Below are 17,342 nucleotides of genomic sequence, written 5' to 3'. Positions count from 1 at the left end.
AAGGGGATGTAGGGAATGGAGTTTCTAAGTTGGAAAGTAGAAGAAGGCGTGGCAATCGCCACAATTTCCAGACCACCAGCAAATGCGCTTTCGCAAGGCTTGATCCAAGATGTCAATGCACTATTAGATGCTGTTGAAAAGGATGAGGCTGTTCGTGTTATCGTCATTCATGGAGAGGGACGATTTTTCTCTGCAGGTGCTGACATTAAAGAATTTACAAGCGTACAGTCGGGCGAAGAGTTCGCTGGATTGGCGAAAAATGGACAAGACGTATTTGAACGTGTCGAAACATTTAATAAGCCAATCATCGCAGCGATTCACGGTGCGGCATTAGGCGGCGGACTGGAACTTGCGATGGGATGCCATATGCGGTTCGTGACAGAAACAGCGAAACTGGGCTTGCCTGAACTATCCCTTGGATTAATTCCTGGGTTTGCAGGGACACAACGTCTGCCTCGTTATGTAGGTGTTGCAAAAGCAGCTGAAATGATGTTTACGAGCGACCCGATTTCAGGTACGGAAGCTGTAGAATGGGGATTGGCAAATCGTGCATTCCCTGACGAAGAGCTAATACCGGAAACACTGAAAATTGCAAAGAAGATCGCGAAAAAATCGCCAATAGCGCTAAAGGCTGCAATTCAAATGCTCAATTATTCAAAACCATCATCATATTATGATGGGGTAAAAGCAGAAGCGCACAGCTTTGGTGAAGTATTCGTCTCAGAAGATGCAAAAGAGGGTATCCAAGCATTTATTGAAAAACGTGAGCCAGTGTTTACTGGAAAGTAAAAAATGTATAGATCCCCGTTTTATACGGGATAAAATTAAAAGCTTTTAGGAGGTCTAGATTATGAATATTTTCGTATTAGTAAAACGTACTTTTGACACAGAAGAAAAAATCGTCGTATCCGGCGGTAAAATTCAAGAAGATGGTGCAGAATTCATCATCAACCCATATGATGAGTACGCGATTGAAGAAGCAATTCAAAAGCGTGATGCATTGGGCGGTAAAGTAACAGTTGTGACAATCGGCGGCGAAGATGCAGAAAAGCAATTGCGTACAGCTTTGGCAATGGGCGCTGACGAAGCAGTATTAATTAATACAGAAGATGATTTAGATGAGCTTGATCAATATTCATCAGCTTATATTTTAGCGGAATATTTAAAAGATAAAGAAGCAGATTTAATTTTAGCAGGAAATGTAGCAATCGATGGCGGTTCAGGTCAAGTCGGCCCACGCTTAGCAGATTTACTGGGCATTAACTATGTAACAACGATTACGAGCCTTGAAATCGATGGAACGAATGTTAAGATCGTTCGCGATATCGAAGGGGACTCTGAAGTTTTGGAAACATCTTTACCATTATTAGTAACAGCTCAGCAAGGTTTAAACGAGCCGCGTTACCCATCTTTGCCAGGGATCATGAAAGCGAAGAAAAAGCCGCTTGAAGAACTGGAACTGGATGATTTAGATATCGATGAAGACGATGTTGAAGTAAAAGTAGAAACAGTTGAAATTTATTTACCGCCACAAAAAGCAGCTGGTCGTGTATTGGATGGCGATCTTTCGGCACAGGTAAAAGAATTAGTAAACTTGCTTCATAATGAAGCAAAAGTAGTCTAATAGAAATCAACTAGAGAACGAAAATTTTTACGAAGATGGTAATGGAGGGATATTTCATGACAAAGAAAGTTTTAGTGTTAGGTGAGGTTCGAGATGGGAGCTTACGTAACGTTTCATTCGAAGCAATCGCAGCAGGTACAAAAATTGCTGACGGCGGCGAAGTAATAGGTTTATTAGTTGGGGATTCTGTAGCAGGTTTAGCACAGGAATTAGTAGCTTATGGTGCAAGCCGTGTCATTACTGTAGAGCATCCACACCTGAAAAATTATACTTCTGACGGTTACAGCCAAGCGATTTTAGCAGTAGTAGAGCAAGAAAAGCCAGAAGCAATCGTTTTCGGCCATACTTCTTTAGGTAAAGATTTATCGCCAAAAATCGCTTCTCGCTTACAATCCGGGCTAGTTTCGGACGTTACGGAAATTGAAGGCGCTGGTGATGGCACAGTGTTCATCCGCCCAATCTATTCCGGTAAAGCATTTGAAAAAGTTAAAATTAAAGACGGCGTCATTTTTGCAACAATCCGTCCAAACAATATTGCGCCTTTAGCAAAAGACGAGTCTCGTTCTGGTGATGTATCTTCTGTATCAGTAGACATCGCGAACTTGCGCACAATCATTAAAGAAGTTGTTCGCAAATCAACAGAAGGTGTAGATCTTTCCGAAGCAAAAGTGGTTGTGGCAGGCGGTCGCGGCGTTAAATCCGAAGAAGGTTTTGAGCCATTAAAAGAGCTTGCAAACTTATTGGGCGGTGCAGTTGGTGCCTCCCGCGGAGCATGTGACGCAGAATATTGCGATTACTCATTGCAAATCGGCCAAACAGGTAAAGTTGTAACACCGGACCTTTACATTGCAGCAGGCATTTCCGGTGCAATCCAGCACTTGGCCGGAATGTCGAACTCAAAAGTAATCGTAGCAATCAACAAAGATCCGGAAGCAAATATCTTCAAAGTTGCGGACTATGGTATTGTAGGCGACCTGTTTGAAGTTATTCCTCTTCTAATCGAAGAATTCAAAGCTCTTAAAGTAAACGCATAATCGGTTATTGCTAGCTTCCTTCTTTACGAGGGGAGCTTTTTTGTATTGGGTCAGCCGGTTAAAATTATGGGCAACGATAGTGCAGGAAAGAACGCTATAAAAATATAATCACATTAAAAAGCAACGCGAAAATTGAATGCGCTCTCATATTCCCGAGCATTTTACTACTTTTTGAATGGCAAAACATGCTATACTACAACCATATGTTATTGAAGGAGGCTATTTTATTATGGCAATTGTACACAGTACAGATCAAACTTTCGCACAAGAAATTTCAAACGGCACAGTTTTAGTAGACTTTTGGGCAGCATGGTGCGGTCCATGTAAAATGATCGCTCCAGTGCTTGAAGAATTAGATGCAGAAATCGGAAACGATGTAAAAATCGTAAAAGTAGACGTAGATAATAACCAAGGTACTGCTGCTGAATATCAAATTATGTCAATCCCATCATTATTATTATTCGTAGATGGCGAACTAAAAGCAAAAACTGCAGGCTTCATGCCAAAAGAAGCGTTAATCGATTTCATTAACGACAATAAATAATCGAATTTCAAAGAGCTGTATACCTAATAAGGTGTACGGCTTTTTTCTTGTCCGGCAATCAGTTAAACTAATGGAAAGGACATATTGAACAGGTGAGAACATGAATGCAATCATTAAAGCAAAATTAGAAATATTACCGAATGATCCGGGCTGTTACATTATGAAGGACCGTCAAGGCACAATCATTTATGTAGGCAAGGCGAAAGTGCTGAAAAATCGGGTACGCTCGTATTTCACAGGAAGCCATGACGGGAAAACGGCTCGACTTGTAAGTGAAATTGAAGACTTTGAATATATCGTCACATCAAGTGATTTAGAAGCGCTTATTTTAGAGCTGAACCTGATTAAATTGCATGACCCGAAATATAACGTGAAATTAACGGATGATAAGACATATCCTTATATAAAAATAACGAATGAACGGTATCCGCGCATTATTACGACACGAAAAGTGAAGAAGGATAAGGCGAAGTATTTTGGGCCATACCCGAATGCCTATGCCGCAAACGAAACACGGAAATTGCTGGATCGTTTATATCCGCTTCGCAAATGTACGCATATGCCGAACCAAGTATGTCTGTATTATCATTTAGGGCAATGTTTGGCGCCATGTGTAAAGGATATCGAGAAGCAAGTATATGATGAAATGATTGATGAAATTTCGAAGTTTTTAAATGGGGGCGTTGAGGAAATACAAAAAGATCTTCAGCAAAAAATGCTTGATGCCGCAGAGAATCTGGAATTTGAGCGGGCAAAGGAATTTCGGGATTTGATCACACATATCGACCAAATTATGCAAAAGCAAAAAATTGTATCGGATGATTTGAGCAATCGCGATGTATTTGGCTATGCTGTCGAAAAAGGGTGGATGTGTGTCCAAGTATTTTTCGTTAGACAAGGTAAATTAATAGAACGCGATGTTTCGATTTTCCCTATTTATAACGAGCCGGAAGAAGAATTTTTAACATTTGTCGGGCGTTTTTATGAGCAGCCGCATCATATATTGCCAAAAGAGATTTTCGTTCCCAAATCCATTGATGAAACGATTTTGCAAAAGCTTTTAAACGTAAAAGTGCAAATACCGAAACGCGGCACGAAAAAAGAGCTCGTCGACTTGGCGATGAAAAACGCGAATATCGCGATACATGAAAAATTCCAGTTAATTGAGCGTCAAGAAGAGCGAACGGTCGGGGCTTGCGAAGCACTTGCTGAAGCAATGGACATTCCGCTCCCTCTGCGCATTGAAGCATTCGACAATAGTCATATGCATGGGACAGACCCTGTATCGGCAATGGTCGTTTTTGTGGACGGCAAGCCCGCAAAAAAAGAGTACCGCAAATATAAAACGAGAGAAGCGGCGAAACATGATGACTATGGGGCGATGCAGGAAGTTATCCGTCGACGCTATACACGCGTGCTGCGGGAAAACTTGCCGTTGCCGGATTTAATCATTATAGATGGAGGCAAAGGGCAAATGGAAGTAGCTCGGGAAGTAATAGAAGATGAGCTCGGTTTAATGATTCCGATAGCAGGTCTTGCAAAAGACGATAAGCATAATACTTCCCAGCTTTTATTCGGAAGCCCGCCGGAAGTTGTACCGCTTAAGCGTACGAGTGACGGTTTTTATTTATTGCAGCGCATACAAGATGAGGTACACCGTTTTGCGATTACATTTTTACGACAGCAACGCCAGACGAATGCCATTACATCAGTGCTTGATGGCATTGAAGGGGTCGGTCCAAAACGCAAGCAGCAACTCATGAAACATTTCGGATCAGTTAAGAAAATTCGTGAAGCAAGTGAATTGCAGCTCCAAGAAGCCGGCATGCCTGCCAAATTGGCGGAAGCGATCTATCGTCATTTTCACGAAACATTATTGAATAAAGATTAGTGCTATGCTAATATAAAAGACAATTCTATATTATCCAATGATAGAGGCGCAGTATTCAATAGTACATTGCTCGAGGAAGAACAATTCCATTGACAGCAATCGAAAGGGGATCCTGCCGAAGTGAAATGCGCATTGTTCGCGTATTTTGCTGGTTGTGCATTTAAGAAATGCAGGACTGTCAGGGCTTAAATGTTCTGGAGGGCTATCCGCAAAACGCATTTAAACTTTTATTCGTATTGACGGCGACTTTCCATGAACTTGGAAGGTCGTTTTTTTGTGGGTAAGTAAGTATAAGTTCTCCAAAGAAATCCACATAAGGAAAGACAGCATTTTGCGGTATATGGCGCATACAGTGTTTTTCCAACTATTAAAATTTGGTGAGGAGCGGGATCGGATGCAGACAATCGTAGTGAAATTTGGTGGGCCGGCAATTGCGACACCGGAAAAAATCGTGCAGGTCGCAAAAAAGGTGATAAAAGAGCAGGCAAAGGGCATAAACTTAGTCGTTGTCGTTTCTTCAATGACATCCATTCGCAGGGATTTACGTCAATTTGCTGCGGAAATTACAGATGAACCGTCGAAACGCGAAATGGATGCATTAATTTCCACAGGTGCGCAAATGACAAGTTCCCTGCTCGCTTTGGCAATCCAAGAGCAAGGCGGAAAAGCGGTATCTTTCTCAGGATGGCAGGCGGGTATTCAAACGAATGAAACACACCGCAATGCCCGTATCGATTTTGTCGACATTGAGCGGATCGAACAACATTTTGAGTTCGGCGAAATTGTTGTCGTATCTGGCTTTCAAGGGATATCGGAAGCCGGAAACATTACAACACTAGGCAAGGGCGGCTCGGAAACTTCGGCGGTTGCGCTTGCTATCGCTTTAAATGCGGAACGTGTCGATATTTTTTCAATGGTGGAAGGAATTTTTACAGCAGATCCGCAAATTGTCGAAAGTGCAAGAAAGCTTCCCGAAATTTCGTATGATGAAATGTTGGAATTTGCAAACTTAGGCACACAGATTTTGCATCCGCGTTCGGTGGAGCTTGCAAAAAAATTCAATATGCCAATCGTTGTGCTCTCCAATGAACAGGACGTGGAAGGTACTTTAATAAAAGGGGATGTAAGTATGGAGAAAAATTTACTTGTACGCGGTGTTGCGTATGAATCAGATATTATTCGTTTAACGATTGGATATGATTCCTATGAAACGGCTTCGCTGGCAGAAGTGTTCAGTGTTTTGGCGGAACATGAAATCAATGTGGATATTATTGTGCAGGCAGTCATTGATGGGGTAAAGCCGACAATTTCCTTTACTATTTCCAAAGAAGAGTTTGCGGAAGCTTTACGTGTATTGGAATCGAGCAAACTATCACTTGGCTTTAGTTTTGCGGATTTTGAAGTCGGTTTGGCGAAAGTATCGATTGTAGGCTCGGCGATGGCGTCCAATCCGGGGGTGGCTGCACGCATGTTTGCACGTTTGGGCCGCGAGCATATTCCAGTTAAAATGGTCAGCACTTCAGAAATTAAGGTGTCTGTTGTCGTGCCGCAAGAGGAAATGGTCCGTGCGGCAAATACATTGCATGACGAATTCAATTTGGCAATGAAAGAAATATCGATCTCTTAAAGATGATTGCTGGAAAGGAACTTATATGTTTGTTTCCAGCTATTTTTGTCGGGATTCTACTTTATTTAGATTCGGTTTTACTTTAGCTTGCAAATGTTCCGACTTTTATGAAGGACATTCCGCTATTCCAACTGAAGCTTCTATTTTACGGTCAACTGTTTCGGCTTTATTGTTAACATGTTCCACTTTCCTGGAACCTGAATAAACATCCCCAGCAAGTCATAAAAAAACTGCTGCTCTTCCACAAAGCAACAGTTTTTAACTATGTTTAGATCTTTTCCTTTAAATCCCACTTTAAAGTGAACTTCACGTAATTTTTCTTTTCAAATTTTTCTTCATAGCATTCTGTTAAGTATCCAAGCTGCTTTTGTTTTTGCTCCGCTAAAAAGCCGGCCTCAATGCGAAAGCAACGTTGTTCGATATTGAGTGATCCCTCTTCTGTCGCCGCAAGTATGTAATGAAGTTCATCCTTCGTTTCCTTTTCCGGTATTAATTGCCCCCAGCCTGCTTCCGCAAAAAATGAAGGAAGCTCATCCATTGAAAATAACGGGAATTTGCGGGCGATTTCTTTTCCTGCCCAATATAAGACATCTTCCTCATGCTTCCCTAGAATCGACGGGAGGAGATGATCGCGAATAATTTCGTACCCAAAAGTTGGAATCGTTTTCATTTTGTACCCTTCCATAGTAAAAAACCTCTTTCATAAATTTTCTTATAATTTTCATTCTTTCCAAAAGAATTAAGTTATAAGTAGAAAAAACTGAACTTCAAACAGCGTAAACCCGTCTTTAAAATGATTATAAAATATCCTGCGTTGCCTTGACGCTAGTATCTGTTGAGAGTACAATGGACATGTCATAATATTGTACCATGATGAAATGCGCAGTCAACAACACAACGTTTACAAAATTGAGACGTTTTGCATGTGTATTTCAAGTACTAAGGGGGGTAACAGTTTTGTCGAAAGATCGTGAATTTTTATGGCGCCGCTTACACTCGTTACTAGGTGTAGTCCCAGTCGGGTTGTTCTTGGTGTTCCACTTATCTTTGAACTTCACTGCAGTCGGTGGTGAAGAGGCCTACAATAACGCAACAGGTATGATGGATTTAGTTCCGCATTGGTTATTGTTGGCGATGGAATGGATTATCATCTATATTCCATTAATGTTCCATGGATTCTATGGAGTGTATATTGCATTTACTGCAACTTACAATACGAAGCGTTTTGGCACATTCCGCAACTGGATGTTCACATTACAGCGCTTTACAGGTATTTTCCTAGTAATCTTTATTGCATGGCACATTTTCCAAACGCGTGTTCAAAAAGCATTCGGTACGGAAGTTGAGTTCAATATGATGGTAGAAATCGTTGACAATCCATTAATGTTAGCATTCTACATCGTAGGTATCGTATCTGCAGCCTTCCACTTAGCGAACGGTTTATGGGGCTTCTTAGTAAGCTGGGGCATTACGCAATCTAAAAAATCTCAACAAATCACAACTTATATTACGATGTTAGTTTTCGTAATTTTAGCGATTGTTGGTGTTGCGGCTATCGTGTCATTCGTTTAATCCCTTAACTTGATCACTAATACATAGTTAAGATGGCCTATCGGATGAATTATGAGTAAAAGTAATTAGCAATTAATGAGGAGTGAGAAATAATCATGGCAAAGAGTAAAGTTATCGTCGTTGGCGGCGGTCTAGCGGGCTTAATGGCTACGATTAAAGCAGCTGAAGTTGGTACTGCAGTTGAATTATTCTCGTTAGTTCCAGTTAAACGTTCACACTCTGTTTGTGCACAAGGCGGAATTAACGGAGCAGTTAATACAAAAGGTGAAGGGGATTCTCCATGGATCCACTTTGACGATACAGTATATGGTGGAGACTTCTTAGCGAACCAGCCACCAGTTAAAGGTATGTGTGATGCAGCCCCTGGTATTATCCACTTAATGGATCGTATGGGTGTAATGTTCAACCGTACGCCAGAAGGTTTACTTGACTTCCGTCGTTTCGGTGGTACGTTAATGCACCGTACAGCATTCTCGGGTGCTACGACAGGTCAACAATTATTATATGCGCTGGATGAGCAAGTTCGTTCACACGAAGTAGCTGGTTTAGTTACAAAATATGAGCACTGGGAATTCCTTGGTGCTGTGCTTGATGACGAAGGCGTTTGCCGTGGTATCGTAGCACAAGACTTAAAAACTGAAGAGATCCGTTCATTCCGTGGCGATGCTGTAATTATGGCTACTGGCGGACCTGGTATCATCTTCGGTAAAACGACAAACTCTGTTATTAACACAGGTTCTGCTGCATCGATTGTTTACCAGCAAGGTGCAACATATTCGAACGGTGAAATGATTCAAATCCACCCGACAGCGATTCCTGGAGACGACAAAAACCGTCTAATGTCAGAATCTGCTCGTGGTGAAGGTGGACGTGTATGGACTTATAAAGATGGTAAGCCTTGGTACTTCCTAGAAGAAAAATACCCTGCTTACGGTAACTTAGTACCACGTGATATTGCAACACGTGAGATTTTTGACGTGTGCGTAAATCAAAAGTTGGGTATTAATGGCGAAAACATGGTATACTTAGACCTATCCCATAAAGACCCACATGAATTAGATATTAAATTAGGTGGTATTATCGAAATCTACGAGAAATTCGTAGGTGATGACCCACGTAAATTACCAATGAAAATCTTCCCTGCGGTTCACTATTCAATGGGCGGATTATGGGTTGACTATGATCAAATGACTGAAATTCCTGGTTTATTCGCTGCAGGTGAATGTGATTACTCACAACACGGTGCAAACCGTTTAGGCGCGAACTCATTATTATCTGCAATTTACGGTGGTATGGTTGCAGGTCCAAATGCCGTTAAGTACATTAAAGGACTTAAAGAGCATGCGGAAGATTTACCAGAAGAGATCTTCACTCGACGCGTACAGGAAGAAACAGAAAAATGGGAAGCCATCTTAAACATGGATGGTACAGAAAACGCTTACTTGCTTCATAAAGAATTAGGTGAGTGGATGACTGACAACATGACTGTTGTACGTGTAAACGCAAAATTAGAAGAAACATACGCGAAATTAACTGAGCTTCAAGAGCGTTGGGAAAACATCAACATTAACGACACGCAAAAATGGTCGAATCAAGGTGCCCACTTCACTCGTCAGTTAAAGAACATGTTATATTTAGCCAAAGTTATGACTAAGGGTGCATTATTACGCAACGAGTCTCGTGGTGCTCACTACAAGCCTGAGTTCCCGGAACGTGATGATGAGAACTTCTTGAAAACAACTATGGCGAAGTTCGATCCGGCAACGGGCGAACCAATTATTACTTATGCCGAAGTAGACGTTTCGTTAATTCCACCACGTAAACGCGACTACTCAGCGTAGAAGGGGGAACTAAAAAATGGAAACAGTAAATACTGGAAGAACAGTTAAGTTAGAAATCGTTCGTCAAGATAGTGAGAATGGTCCTACACGTGTTGAGAAATTTGAAGTTCCTTACCGTCCTGGTATGAACGTAATCTCTGCATTAATGCATATCCAAAAATATCCTGTAACGGCCGACGGTCAAAAAACAACGCCGGTAACATGGGATATGAACTGTTTAGAAGAAGTTTGTGGTGCATGTTCAATGGTTATCAACGGACGTCCGCAACAATCTTGTTCAGCATTAGTAGACAAATTAACTCAGCCAATCCGCTTAGAGCCAATGAAAACTTTCCCGGTTGTACGTGACTTGCAAGTAGACCGTGAGCGCATGTTCAATGCGCTTAAGAAAGTAAAAGCATGGGTTCCAATCGATGGCACTTACGATCTAGGGGAAGGTCCTCGTATGCCTGAGCGCAAACGTCAATGGGCATACGAACTATCTAAATGCATGACTTGTGGTGTATGTATGGAAGCATGTCCAAACGTGTCTGAAGGCGCTTCATTCATCGGCCCAGCTCCATTATCGCAAGTACGTTTATTCAACACACACCCAACTGGTGCAATGAATAAAGACGAGCGTTTAGCTGCAATCATGGGCGACGGTGGTCTTGCAAACTGTGGTAACTCTCAAAACTGTGTAGCTGCTTGTCCAAAAGGTATTCCTTTAACAACATCTATCGCTGCATTAAACCGTGCAACAACAGTTCAAATGTTCAAGAACTTCTTCGGTTCTGACCATATGGTTGACTAATTTCAGTCAGCTTCAAGGCTCTCACTTCGGTGGGGGTCTTTTTTTGATGTTTCCGTTTCTGCCTGCAAGCTAAAAAGTGTATTCTTTTCCAAAACTTCATTTATTGCTATAATGAATACATATTCATTATCAGGGGATGATGATTTACTTAAAAGGAGGAATTTTTATGCGGGCTACATATATTCAGGATGTGACAGAATGGATGGCGGGTTTTTCGTTTTCGACAAAGGTAAAAGTGCGTTTTTCGGAGACCGATATGTATGGGCATGTGAATAATACAAAGGTGTTTGCATATTTCGAATTTGCGCGGATTGAGTATTTTAAAGCGTTAGGATTCGAATTCACAGCAGAATCAGGAAATAAAAATATGCTGGTTGTAGCAGATATCCAATGCGATTACTTGAAGGAAGTATTCTTCGATGAGGAATTGACAATTTTTGTGAAAACAGCATCAATTGGCACTTCATCAATGGACTTGCATTATATGGTGAAAAATAAAAAAGATGAATTATGCTATACAGGGCGCGGAACACTTGTACAATTGAACTATGATACGGGTAAAGGAGTCCCGCTATTAGAGGAGCAAAAAAAATTATTGCTCGGGAAATAGTTAAATGCCCTCACCTGCTTTGTATATTCGACATAATGTACAAAGAAGAGGATAGGAGGGTGTTGCAAAATGAATCGTCCGCAGCATCGTTCGCTGTTAACGAAAAGAGAACGCGAAATTTTTGAGCTTTTAATAAAGGACTATTCAACCCGGGAAATATCGACCAAGTTAGGCATTAGTGAAAAGACCGTTCGTAATCATATTTCGAATACGATTCAAAAGCTAGGTGTATCAAGTCGTACGCAAGCGATTCTTGAGCTTCTAAGACTTCAGGAATTGTCAATAAACTGATTGGAGACTTGCTATTTTTCCTAAAAAACTTCAAAATAGAACTATGAAGCATATCGGGGAGTGAATGGAATAGATGAAAGATCAAAGCACACATAGCTCTGAATCTGTAGCAATCCTAGAAAAAGAATTAAGATATATTTCTCACTTGATTAAACAGAAAGGTCGCGAAATATTAAGCAATTATACGATTACACCTCCGCAATTTGTTGCATTGCAATGGTTGCATGAATCTGGTGATATGACGATTGGTGATTTGTCGACGAAAATGTATTTAGCATTTTCGACAACGACTGATTTAGTGGACCGTATGGAGAAAAGTGAATTGGTTCAACGTGTACGAGACGAAAACGATCGACGTGTTGTACGTATTCATCTTTTGCCAGAAGGGGAGCGAATTATTCAAGAAGTAATTATAAAGCGTCAAGAATATTTACGTGAAATTACTGAGGAATTTAACGAAGAAGAGTTTGAGCAATTATCAAGAACTTTACAAAAATTACATTTATTAATGAAATAGGATAGAGGCGGTACAAGTGAATGCCCCAATTGGTGTAATCGATTCTGGAGTTGGCGGTTTAACCGTTGCAAAAGCGATAATGGAGCTTTTGCCAAATGAAACAATATATTATATAGGCGATACGGCGCGCTGTCCTTATGGGCCCCGTTCAAAACAAGAAGTGCGCAACTTTACATGGCAAATGGCAAAAGTGCTTGAAAAGATGAATGTGAAAATGCTTGTCATTGCGTGTAATACAGCGACAGCCGTTGCATTGGAAAGTTTACAGAAGCATATGCCATTTCCAGTTTTAGGTGTAATTAATGCGGGAGCACGAGCGGCAATAAAAAAGACGAGGAAAAACGAGATCGTCGTACTCGCAACAGAAGGCACGATCAAAAGTGGTGCATATGAGCTTGCGGTAAAATCGTTGTCGACTAAAGCGGCAATTATACCGCTTGCGTGCCCAACTTTTGTTCCGCTTGTTGAAAGTGGCGAATATGAAGGGCAATTTTCTTATGACCTTGTTGCGAAAGGTTTAAAGCCGTTGGAAGAAGTACGTTTCGATACAGTCATTTTAGGCTGTACACATTATCCTATTTTACAAAAGCAAATTGAAGCGGCAGTCGGGCCACATATTCATGTGCTGTCATCTGCCGAAGAAACGGCAAAAGATGTCGAAGCAATTTTAAGCTATAAAGGGCAACTGCGTACTGAAATAGAGCCGCCACAGCATATACTGCATGCTTCTGGTTCCGTGCCGATTTTCCGTTCAATAGCGGAACGTTGGCTGGAGCAAGATAAATTGGACATTCGCAAAATTTCATTTGAACAATAAAGTAATGAAAAGGCTTAGTTTAGGCATATTGTCTAATTTGAGCCTTTTTGCTTGTGTATCGTGCATTTCCGCTTTAGACCAATCTTAAAGTGTGTTAAGATAAGTGCGCGAACAAATTGAGGAGGTCACGAATGACTAGACATGACTTACGAGCTGTGAATGAATTACGTCCGGTTCAAATTGATAATAATTATTTAATGCATCCGGAAGGCTCGGTATTAATTACGGTTGGACATACGAAAGTAATATGTACAGCAACAATTGAAGACAAAGTACCAGGCTTTTTACGTGGACAAGGAAAAGGCTGGATTACGGCTGAATATTCAATGCTGCCACGCGCTACAGAGCAACGCACACGCCGTGAAAGCTCTGCAGGGAAGGTTAGTGGTCGCACAATGGAAATTCAACGCTTAATCGGCCGAGCATTACGGGCTGTTGTTGATCTGGAAGCATTAGGCGAAAAAACGGTATGGATTGACTGTGACGTCATCCAAGCAGATGGTGGAACGCGTACGGCATCGATTACAGGCGCATTCGTAGCAATGACACAAGCTATTGCCAAGTTAGCGACAGAAAAACCATTCGGGAAATTCCCGGTTACGGATTATTTAGCTGCTACAAGTGTCGGAAAACTGGAAAACACTGGCGCAGTATTGGATTTGAACTATGTGGAAGATTCAGCTGCACAAGTCGATATGAATATTATTATGACAGGTGCCGGCGAATTTGTGGAGTTGCAAGGAACTGGAGAAGAAGCGACATTCAGCCGTGCAGAACTGAATGAATTACTTGATTTAGGAGAAGCAGGCATTGCACAGCTGATCGACATGCAAAAAACAGCATTGGGCGACATCGCAAACTTGATCGGAAAGGTGGAAGCATAATGAAACAAGTAGTAATCGCAACAAAGAACAAAGGAAAAGCGAAAGACTTTGAAGCACTATTCGGACCATTCGGCTATGAAGTTGTCACGATGTTCGAAGTTGCACCAGATGTGGAAATTGAAGAGACAGGTACGACTTTTGAGGAAAATGCAATTTTAAAAGCGGAAACGTTAGCGAACATGCTTGGCCAAATCGTGATTGCCGATGACAGCGGTTTAGCGATCGATGCATTAAACGGTGAACCTGGTGTATATTCAGCACGTTATGCCGGCGATCATGACGATGAGGCGAATATGGTGAAAGTGCTGGAAAACATGAAGGACATTCCGGAAGAACAGCGTAACGCCCGTTTCTGCTGTGCTTTGGCGATTGCAGGTCCAAATATGGAAACGAAAACGGTATTCGGTACATGTGAAGGTGTCATTGCACATGAGAAGAAGGGAACAAACGGATTCGGTTATGACCCGATTTTCTATGTGCCCGCATTGGAAAAGCATATGGCCGAGCTGTCTGCCGATGAAAAAGGTGCGATTTCACACCGTGGTAATGCGATTCGCAAGCTAGCATTACAGTTAGCGGAATTGCTGAAATAACGATTTTTTTCGGTAATTGCTGGAAATTGTAAAAATTTGTTTAATAACGATTGAATTTTTGTTTCAATGCTGTCACACTAAGTAAAGAAATGTAAAGGATGTGGATACGAATGAAGCTATTGATTATGAGTGATACACATGGTGACGAGGAAATCATTGAACGTGTAAAGGGCTACCATCCAGATGCGCATAAAGTGATCCATTGTGGTGATAGTGAATTGCCGTATACACATCCAGCTCTGCAAGGAGTAGAGCGTGTGAAAGGGAATTGTGATCATGACCAGAACTATTTGGAGGAGATGCTGTTTCAGGTAAATGGAAATCGTGTGTATGTGACACACGGGCATTTATACGATGTGAAAAACTCTCCGATGAAACTGATTTACCGCGCAAAGGAAGTCGGTGCACAAATCGTATGTTTTGGTCATTCACATGTACTGGGCGCGGAATATATTGATGATATTCTTTTTATTAATCCGGGCAGCTTACTGAAGCCGCGGCGGATAAAAGAAAAGTCTTTTGTCTTGCTTACAATAACGCCAGCAAACTTTACATTGCATTGCTATGACGATAATAATAATTTGATCGACGAAATGTTTTTTGAGCGCTAGTCGGGAAAAAGGTGAGGCTTTGATTTGAGATGGAGCTTCACTTTTTTATAGTGCAATAAGAAATGTGGAAAATTACTTTTGTTGAATAATTATTATTTGAAAATAGATAGTTGACTTTAAAAGAAATGTACCATATAATAAAAATTGTCTTTATTACCAATTGGTGATGAAAAACATGTCTCCATAGCTCAGCTGGATAGAGCACGGGCCTTCTAAGCTCGCGGTCGTAGGTTCGAATCCTACTGGGGACGTATATGCAGCCGCCGTACTTGATTTTTATCGAGCATGGCGGTTTTTTCTTTGTTTTATACCATTAATATATAGTACAATAAAAAGAACGTATGTACTATTTAAGGGGTGGGACAATGTTTTATGAGGAAATGAAATTTACGTTGCCATTGATCTACGCTCAGAAAATAATAGTTGATAATAATGTTACCACTTTTCAAAAAAAAGTTTCATACAAGAAAGTTAATTCAATCTATGGACCTTTCCGTATTCCGTCAGAAGCCGCACATGCGTTAAATATTAGTAAAAGTAGTCGGAGTAAAGTGAATGAAGTGTTAAAAGGAAAAAGAAAGTCAGTTGAAGGTTTTATATTTTGGTTTGAAAAAGAATGCGAATATAAATTTTTAATACCAGATGTCAAAAAATATAAAAAGCAAATTCAACTTAGGAAAAAAAGTAAACATACTGAAGAAACTCTTAGTCAATGTTTGAGGTTGATGGGTTTTAGGATACTCTCTATTAGTACTTTGAATGGTACAGCAACAAGGATTACTGCAGAGTGTTGTAGAGAAAATTGTAATGGAGTATGTCAGAGAACCTTTAAAGACTTTGTTTCAGATGAAGCAATACCTATTTGTAAAGGATGTTGGCCTCTTCTAAAATTTTATATGCAAAATTTGAAACATAAAACATTATTTTTACACGAAGTACGTTCAGAATTAGCTTCATATTATTACCCGGAGAAAAATAATAATCTTCCTTTTTCGTCTTGGAGAAAAGGGAGTAAAAAGAAAATATTTTTAACTTGTCCTCAATGCCTATATACCCAAAGTGAGGTGGAAGCAACAACACCAAATAAATATACAACAAGAAAAAGAAACGGCGAATTTTATACTTCGTTTAAGTGTAGTTTATGCAACTCACTAAAAGTGAAATTTCCAGAAATTGCATTACAATGGGATGTTTCAAAAAATGGAAGCTTGTCAGAAATGCTTTCTGCTGCAACAAATCGTTTGGTATGGTGGAAATGTGAGAAGGGCCATACATGGGAAGCTTTTATTGATAATCGGACCATTAAAAATAGCAATTGTCCTCAATGTGCACTAATGATAAAGGATTCTAAAGCAGGCGAGTTAATGAAAACGGTAATAAGAAAATTATTTACGGAAGCATCTATTGAAGATGAAGTAATCTTACCAGGCACACTCTATCGCAATGATTGTGTAGCTACATTAAAAAGTGGTCTTCGTATTATTTTTGAAATGCAGGGCGATTATTGGCATTATGATCATAAAAAGCTATTAAAAAGTGAGCATGGCATTGAACATAAGGATGTAAGAAAAATAGCTTCTAATCGTGCATCAGGGGACCTTGTTTTTCTATTAAATGAATATGACTTTAATACAGGTAGAAATATATTGACAGAGGATTTAATGAGATTTGCTATTCAAGATATTATAAGCTATGTAAAAACAGAGAACTTTGCAGTCGGCTGTGATTTTTTATACAATCACGCAAAATGTCAATTTACTTTGAAAAGTGAGCAAGCTTACTATATAACCCGATATAAACAAACATATCATGTGAATTATAATGAAAAATTACATCCAAGGGCTCAAAAATACGCAAATTTTCAAAATATGTGGAGTATTTTTGAAGATTATAGTGAATATATATTTATTTAAGATTCTTATATAATTATCTCAAACTTCGCTGACTGAAATCGACAAATAAGCCTTGATATAATTAGGCAAGCTATTTACTTTGATTATTGCGGTTTTAAAAAAACACAATCTTAAATGGAATCCCATTTGCCATTATGGTTTGAATCGAGCACATGATGCCTTTCTTGCCAGAAACAGTTG

The 17,342-nt window shown here is 40.3% G+C and carries 18 protein-coding genes, 1 tRNA gene and 1 riboswitch; of the genes, 18 read left to right on the top strand and 1 reads right to left on the bottom strand.

Features of this window, described 5'->3' with window-relative positions; translation table 11 throughout:
* Positions 1-15: 15 nt before the first annotated feature.
* The 6 genes from ACTHOQ_RS03335 to ACTHOQ_RS03310 all read left to right on the top strand — a co-directional run bounded on the left by ACTHOQ_RS03335 (position 16) and on the right by ACTHOQ_RS03310 (position 6,720).
* Positions 16-789: an enoyl-CoA hydratase gene (locus ACTHOQ_RS03335; protein ID WP_440494244.1), complete on the top strand. Its 774-nt coding sequence runs from the start codon at positions 16-18 to the stop codon at positions 787-789.
* A gap of 61 nt (positions 790-850) precedes the next feature.
* The gene (locus ACTHOQ_RS03330) at positions 851-1,624 is read left to right on the top strand and encodes an electron transfer flavoprotein subunit beta/FixA family protein (RefSeq protein WP_440494243.1); all 774 of its coding nucleotides are present in this window, start codon (positions 851-853) and stop codon (positions 1,622-1,624) included.
* 56 nt (positions 1,625-1,680) lie between these two features.
* Complete coding sequence (locus ACTHOQ_RS03325) at positions 1,681-2,658, top strand: electron transfer flavoprotein subunit alpha/FixB family protein (RefSeq protein ID WP_440494242.1); 978 nt, start codon at positions 1,681-1,683, stop codon at positions 2,656-2,658.
* 229 nt (positions 2,659-2,887) lie between these two features.
* Positions 2,888-3,202: a thioredoxin gene (gene trxA / locus ACTHOQ_RS03320; RefSeq protein ID WP_440494241.1), complete on the top strand. Its 315-nt coding sequence runs from the start codon at positions 2,888-2,890 to the stop codon at positions 3,200-3,202.
* Between the two features lie 100 nt (positions 3,203-3,302).
* Positions 3,303-5,093 (top strand): excinuclease ABC subunit UvrC, encoded by a 1,791-nt coding sequence (uvrC, locus tag ACTHOQ_RS03315; protein WP_440494240.1) that lies wholly within the window; start codon positions 3,303-3,305, stop codon positions 5,091-5,093.
* Positions 5,094-5,126: 33 nt separating this feature from the next.
* Positions 5,127-5,306: riboswitch (Lysine riboswitch) on the top strand.
* A gap of 181 nt (positions 5,307-5,487) precedes the next feature.
* On the top strand, positions 5,488-6,720 hold the full coding sequence (locus tag ACTHOQ_RS03310; RefSeq protein WP_440494239.1) for an aspartate kinase: 1,233 nt from the start codon (positions 5,488-5,490) through the stop codon (positions 6,718-6,720).
* A gap of 268 nt (positions 6,721-6,988) precedes the next feature.
* On the opposite strand, the gene ACTHOQ_RS03305 is transcribed toward ACTHOQ_RS03310, so the two are convergent.
* Positions 6,989-7,405 carry a YslB family protein gene (locus tag ACTHOQ_RS03305; RefSeq protein ID WP_440494238.1) on the bottom strand — a complete coding sequence of 139 codons (417 nt, stop codon included), beginning with the start codon at positions 7,403-7,405 and terminating at the stop codon, positions 6,989-6,991.
* 272 nt (positions 7,406-7,677) lie between these two features.
* Here ACTHOQ_RS03305 and ACTHOQ_RS03300 point away from each other — a divergent pair, with 272 nt between their 5' ends.
* The 12 genes from ACTHOQ_RS03300 (at position 7,678) to ACTHOQ_RS03245 (ending at position 17,162) form a co-directional block, all read left to right on the top strand.
* Entirely contained in the window at positions 7,678-8,292 is a 615-nt protein-coding gene (locus ACTHOQ_RS03300) for a succinate dehydrogenase cytochrome b558 subunit (RefSeq protein WP_440494237.1), read from the top strand.
* Positions 8,293-8,387: 95 nt separating this feature from the next.
* Positions 8,388-10,133: a succinate dehydrogenase flavoprotein subunit gene (sdhA, locus tag ACTHOQ_RS03295; RefSeq protein ID WP_440494236.1), complete on the top strand. Its 1,746-nt coding sequence runs from the start codon at positions 8,388-8,390 to the stop codon at positions 10,131-10,133.
* A gap of 16 nt (positions 10,134-10,149) precedes the next feature.
* Positions 10,150-10,926: a succinate dehydrogenase iron-sulfur subunit gene (gene sdhB, locus ACTHOQ_RS03290; RefSeq protein ID WP_440494235.1), complete on the top strand. Its 777-nt coding sequence runs from the start codon at positions 10,150-10,152 to the stop codon at positions 10,924-10,926.
* Positions 10,927-11,092: 166 nt separating this feature from the next.
* Positions 11,093-11,536, top strand: coding sequence for an acyl-CoA thioesterase (locus tag ACTHOQ_RS03285; protein WP_440494234.1), 444 nt, complete (start codon positions 11,093-11,095; stop codon positions 11,534-11,536).
* A 69-nt stretch (positions 11,537-11,605) separates the two neighbouring features.
* Positions 11,606-11,827, top strand: a complete 222-nt coding sequence (locus ACTHOQ_RS03280) for a helix-turn-helix domain-containing protein (RefSeq protein WP_440494233.1) — start codon at positions 11,606-11,608, stop codon at positions 11,825-11,827.
* Between the two features lie 73 nt (positions 11,828-11,900).
* Positions 11,901-12,344, top strand: a complete 444-nt coding sequence (locus ACTHOQ_RS03275; protein WP_440494232.1) for a MarR family winged helix-turn-helix transcriptional regulator — start codon at positions 11,901-11,903, stop codon at positions 12,342-12,344.
* 16 nt (positions 12,345-12,360) lie between these two features.
* Complete coding sequence (gene racE, locus ACTHOQ_RS03270) at positions 12,361-13,161, top strand: glutamate racemase (RefSeq protein WP_440494231.1); 801 nt, start codon at positions 12,361-12,363, stop codon at positions 13,159-13,161.
* Between the two features lie 131 nt (positions 13,162-13,292).
* Positions 13,293-14,045, top strand: coding sequence for a ribonuclease PH (gene rph / locus ACTHOQ_RS03265; protein ID WP_440494230.1), 753 nt, complete (start codon positions 13,293-13,295; stop codon positions 14,043-14,045).
* On the top strand, positions 14,045-14,638 hold the full coding sequence (locus tag ACTHOQ_RS03260) for an XTP/dITP diphosphatase (RefSeq protein ID WP_440494229.1): 594 nt from the start codon (positions 14,045-14,047) through the stop codon (positions 14,636-14,638). The genes rph and ACTHOQ_RS03260 overlap by 1 nt, the downstream gene beginning before the upstream one ends.
* A 110-nt stretch (positions 14,639-14,748) precedes the next feature.
* Positions 14,749-15,249: a YfcE family phosphodiesterase gene (locus tag ACTHOQ_RS03255; protein ID WP_440494228.1), complete on the top strand. Its 501-nt coding sequence runs from the start codon at positions 14,749-14,751 to the stop codon at positions 15,247-15,249.
* A 177-nt stretch (positions 15,250-15,426) separates the two neighbouring features.
* Positions 15,427-15,500 (top strand) — tRNA-Arg (locus ACTHOQ_RS03250).
* Positions 15,501-15,614: 114 nt separating this feature from the next.
* Complete coding sequence (locus ACTHOQ_RS03245) at positions 15,615-17,162, top strand: zinc-ribbon domain-containing protein (RefSeq protein ID WP_440494227.1); 1,548 nt, start codon at positions 15,615-15,617, stop codon at positions 17,160-17,162.
* Positions 17,163-17,342: the final 180 nt, after the last annotated feature.

The sequence above is a fragment of the Solibacillus silvestris genome (assembly GCF_051967575.1).
In the GTDB taxonomy this organism is placed as follows: domain Bacteria; phylum Bacillota; class Bacilli; order Bacillales_A; family Planococcaceae; genus Solibacillus; species Solibacillus silvestris_B.
The sequence above is the reverse complement of the archived record's forward strand: the minus strand, read 5'-3'. Positions and strand labels throughout refer to the sequence as shown.

Excerpts from the sequence above, each read along its gene's own strand:
- trxA (WP_440494241.1), top strand. The coding sequence starts at position 2,888 with ATGGCAATTGTACACAGTACAGATCAAACTTTCGCACAAGAAATTTCA.
- ACTHOQ_RS03305 (WP_440494238.1), bottom strand. The coding sequence starts at position 7,405 with ATGGAAGGGTACAAAATGAAAACGATTCCAACTTTTGGGTACGAAATT.
- ACTHOQ_RS03275 (WP_440494232.1), top strand. The coding sequence starts at position 11,901 with ATGAAAGATCAAAGCACACATAGCTCTGAATCTGTAGCAATCCTAGAA.
- ACTHOQ_RS03280 (WP_440494233.1), top strand. The coding sequence starts at position 11,606 with ATGAATCGTCCGCAGCATCGTTCGCTGTTAACGAAAAGAGAACGCGAA.
- ACTHOQ_RS03310 (WP_440494239.1), top strand. The coding sequence starts at position 5,488 with ATGCAGACAATCGTAGTGAAATTTGGTGGGCCGGCAATTGCGACACCG.
- ACTHOQ_RS03285 (WP_440494234.1), top strand. The coding sequence starts at position 11,093 with ATGCGGGCTACATATATTCAGGATGTGACAGAATGGATGGCGGGTTTT.
- ACTHOQ_RS03260 (WP_440494229.1), top strand. The coding sequence starts at position 14,045 with ATGAAACAAGTAGTAATCGCAACAAAGAACAAAGGAAAAGCGAAAGAC.
- sdhB (WP_440494235.1), top strand. The coding sequence starts at position 10,150 with ATGGAAACAGTAAATACTGGAAGAACAGTTAAGTTAGAAATCGTTCGT.
- ACTHOQ_RS03325 (WP_440494242.1), top strand. The coding sequence starts at position 1,681 with ATGACAAAGAAAGTTTTAGTGTTAGGTGAGGTTCGAGATGGGAGCTTA.
- rph (WP_440494230.1), top strand. The coding sequence starts at position 13,293 with ATGACTAGACATGACTTACGAGCTGTGAATGAATTACGTCCGGTTCAA.
- ACTHOQ_RS03245 (WP_440494227.1), top strand. The coding sequence starts at position 15,615 with ATGTTTTATGAGGAAATGAAATTTACGTTGCCATTGATCTACGCTCAG.
- ACTHOQ_RS03255 (WP_440494228.1), top strand. The coding sequence starts at position 14,749 with ATGAAGCTATTGATTATGAGTGATACACATGGTGACGAGGAAATCATT.
- sdhA (WP_440494236.1), top strand. The coding sequence starts at position 8,388 with ATGGCAAAGAGTAAAGTTATCGTCGTTGGCGGCGGTCTAGCGGGCTTA.
- uvrC (WP_440494240.1), top strand. The coding sequence starts at position 3,303 with ATGAATGCAATCATTAAAGCAAAATTAGAAATATTACCGAATGATCCG.
- ACTHOQ_RS03335 (WP_440494244.1), top strand. The coding sequence starts at position 16 with ATGGAGTTTCTAAGTTGGAAAGTAGAAGAAGGCGTGGCAATCGCCACA.
- ACTHOQ_RS03330 (WP_440494243.1), top strand. The coding sequence starts at position 851 with ATGAATATTTTCGTATTAGTAAAACGTACTTTTGACACAGAAGAAAAA.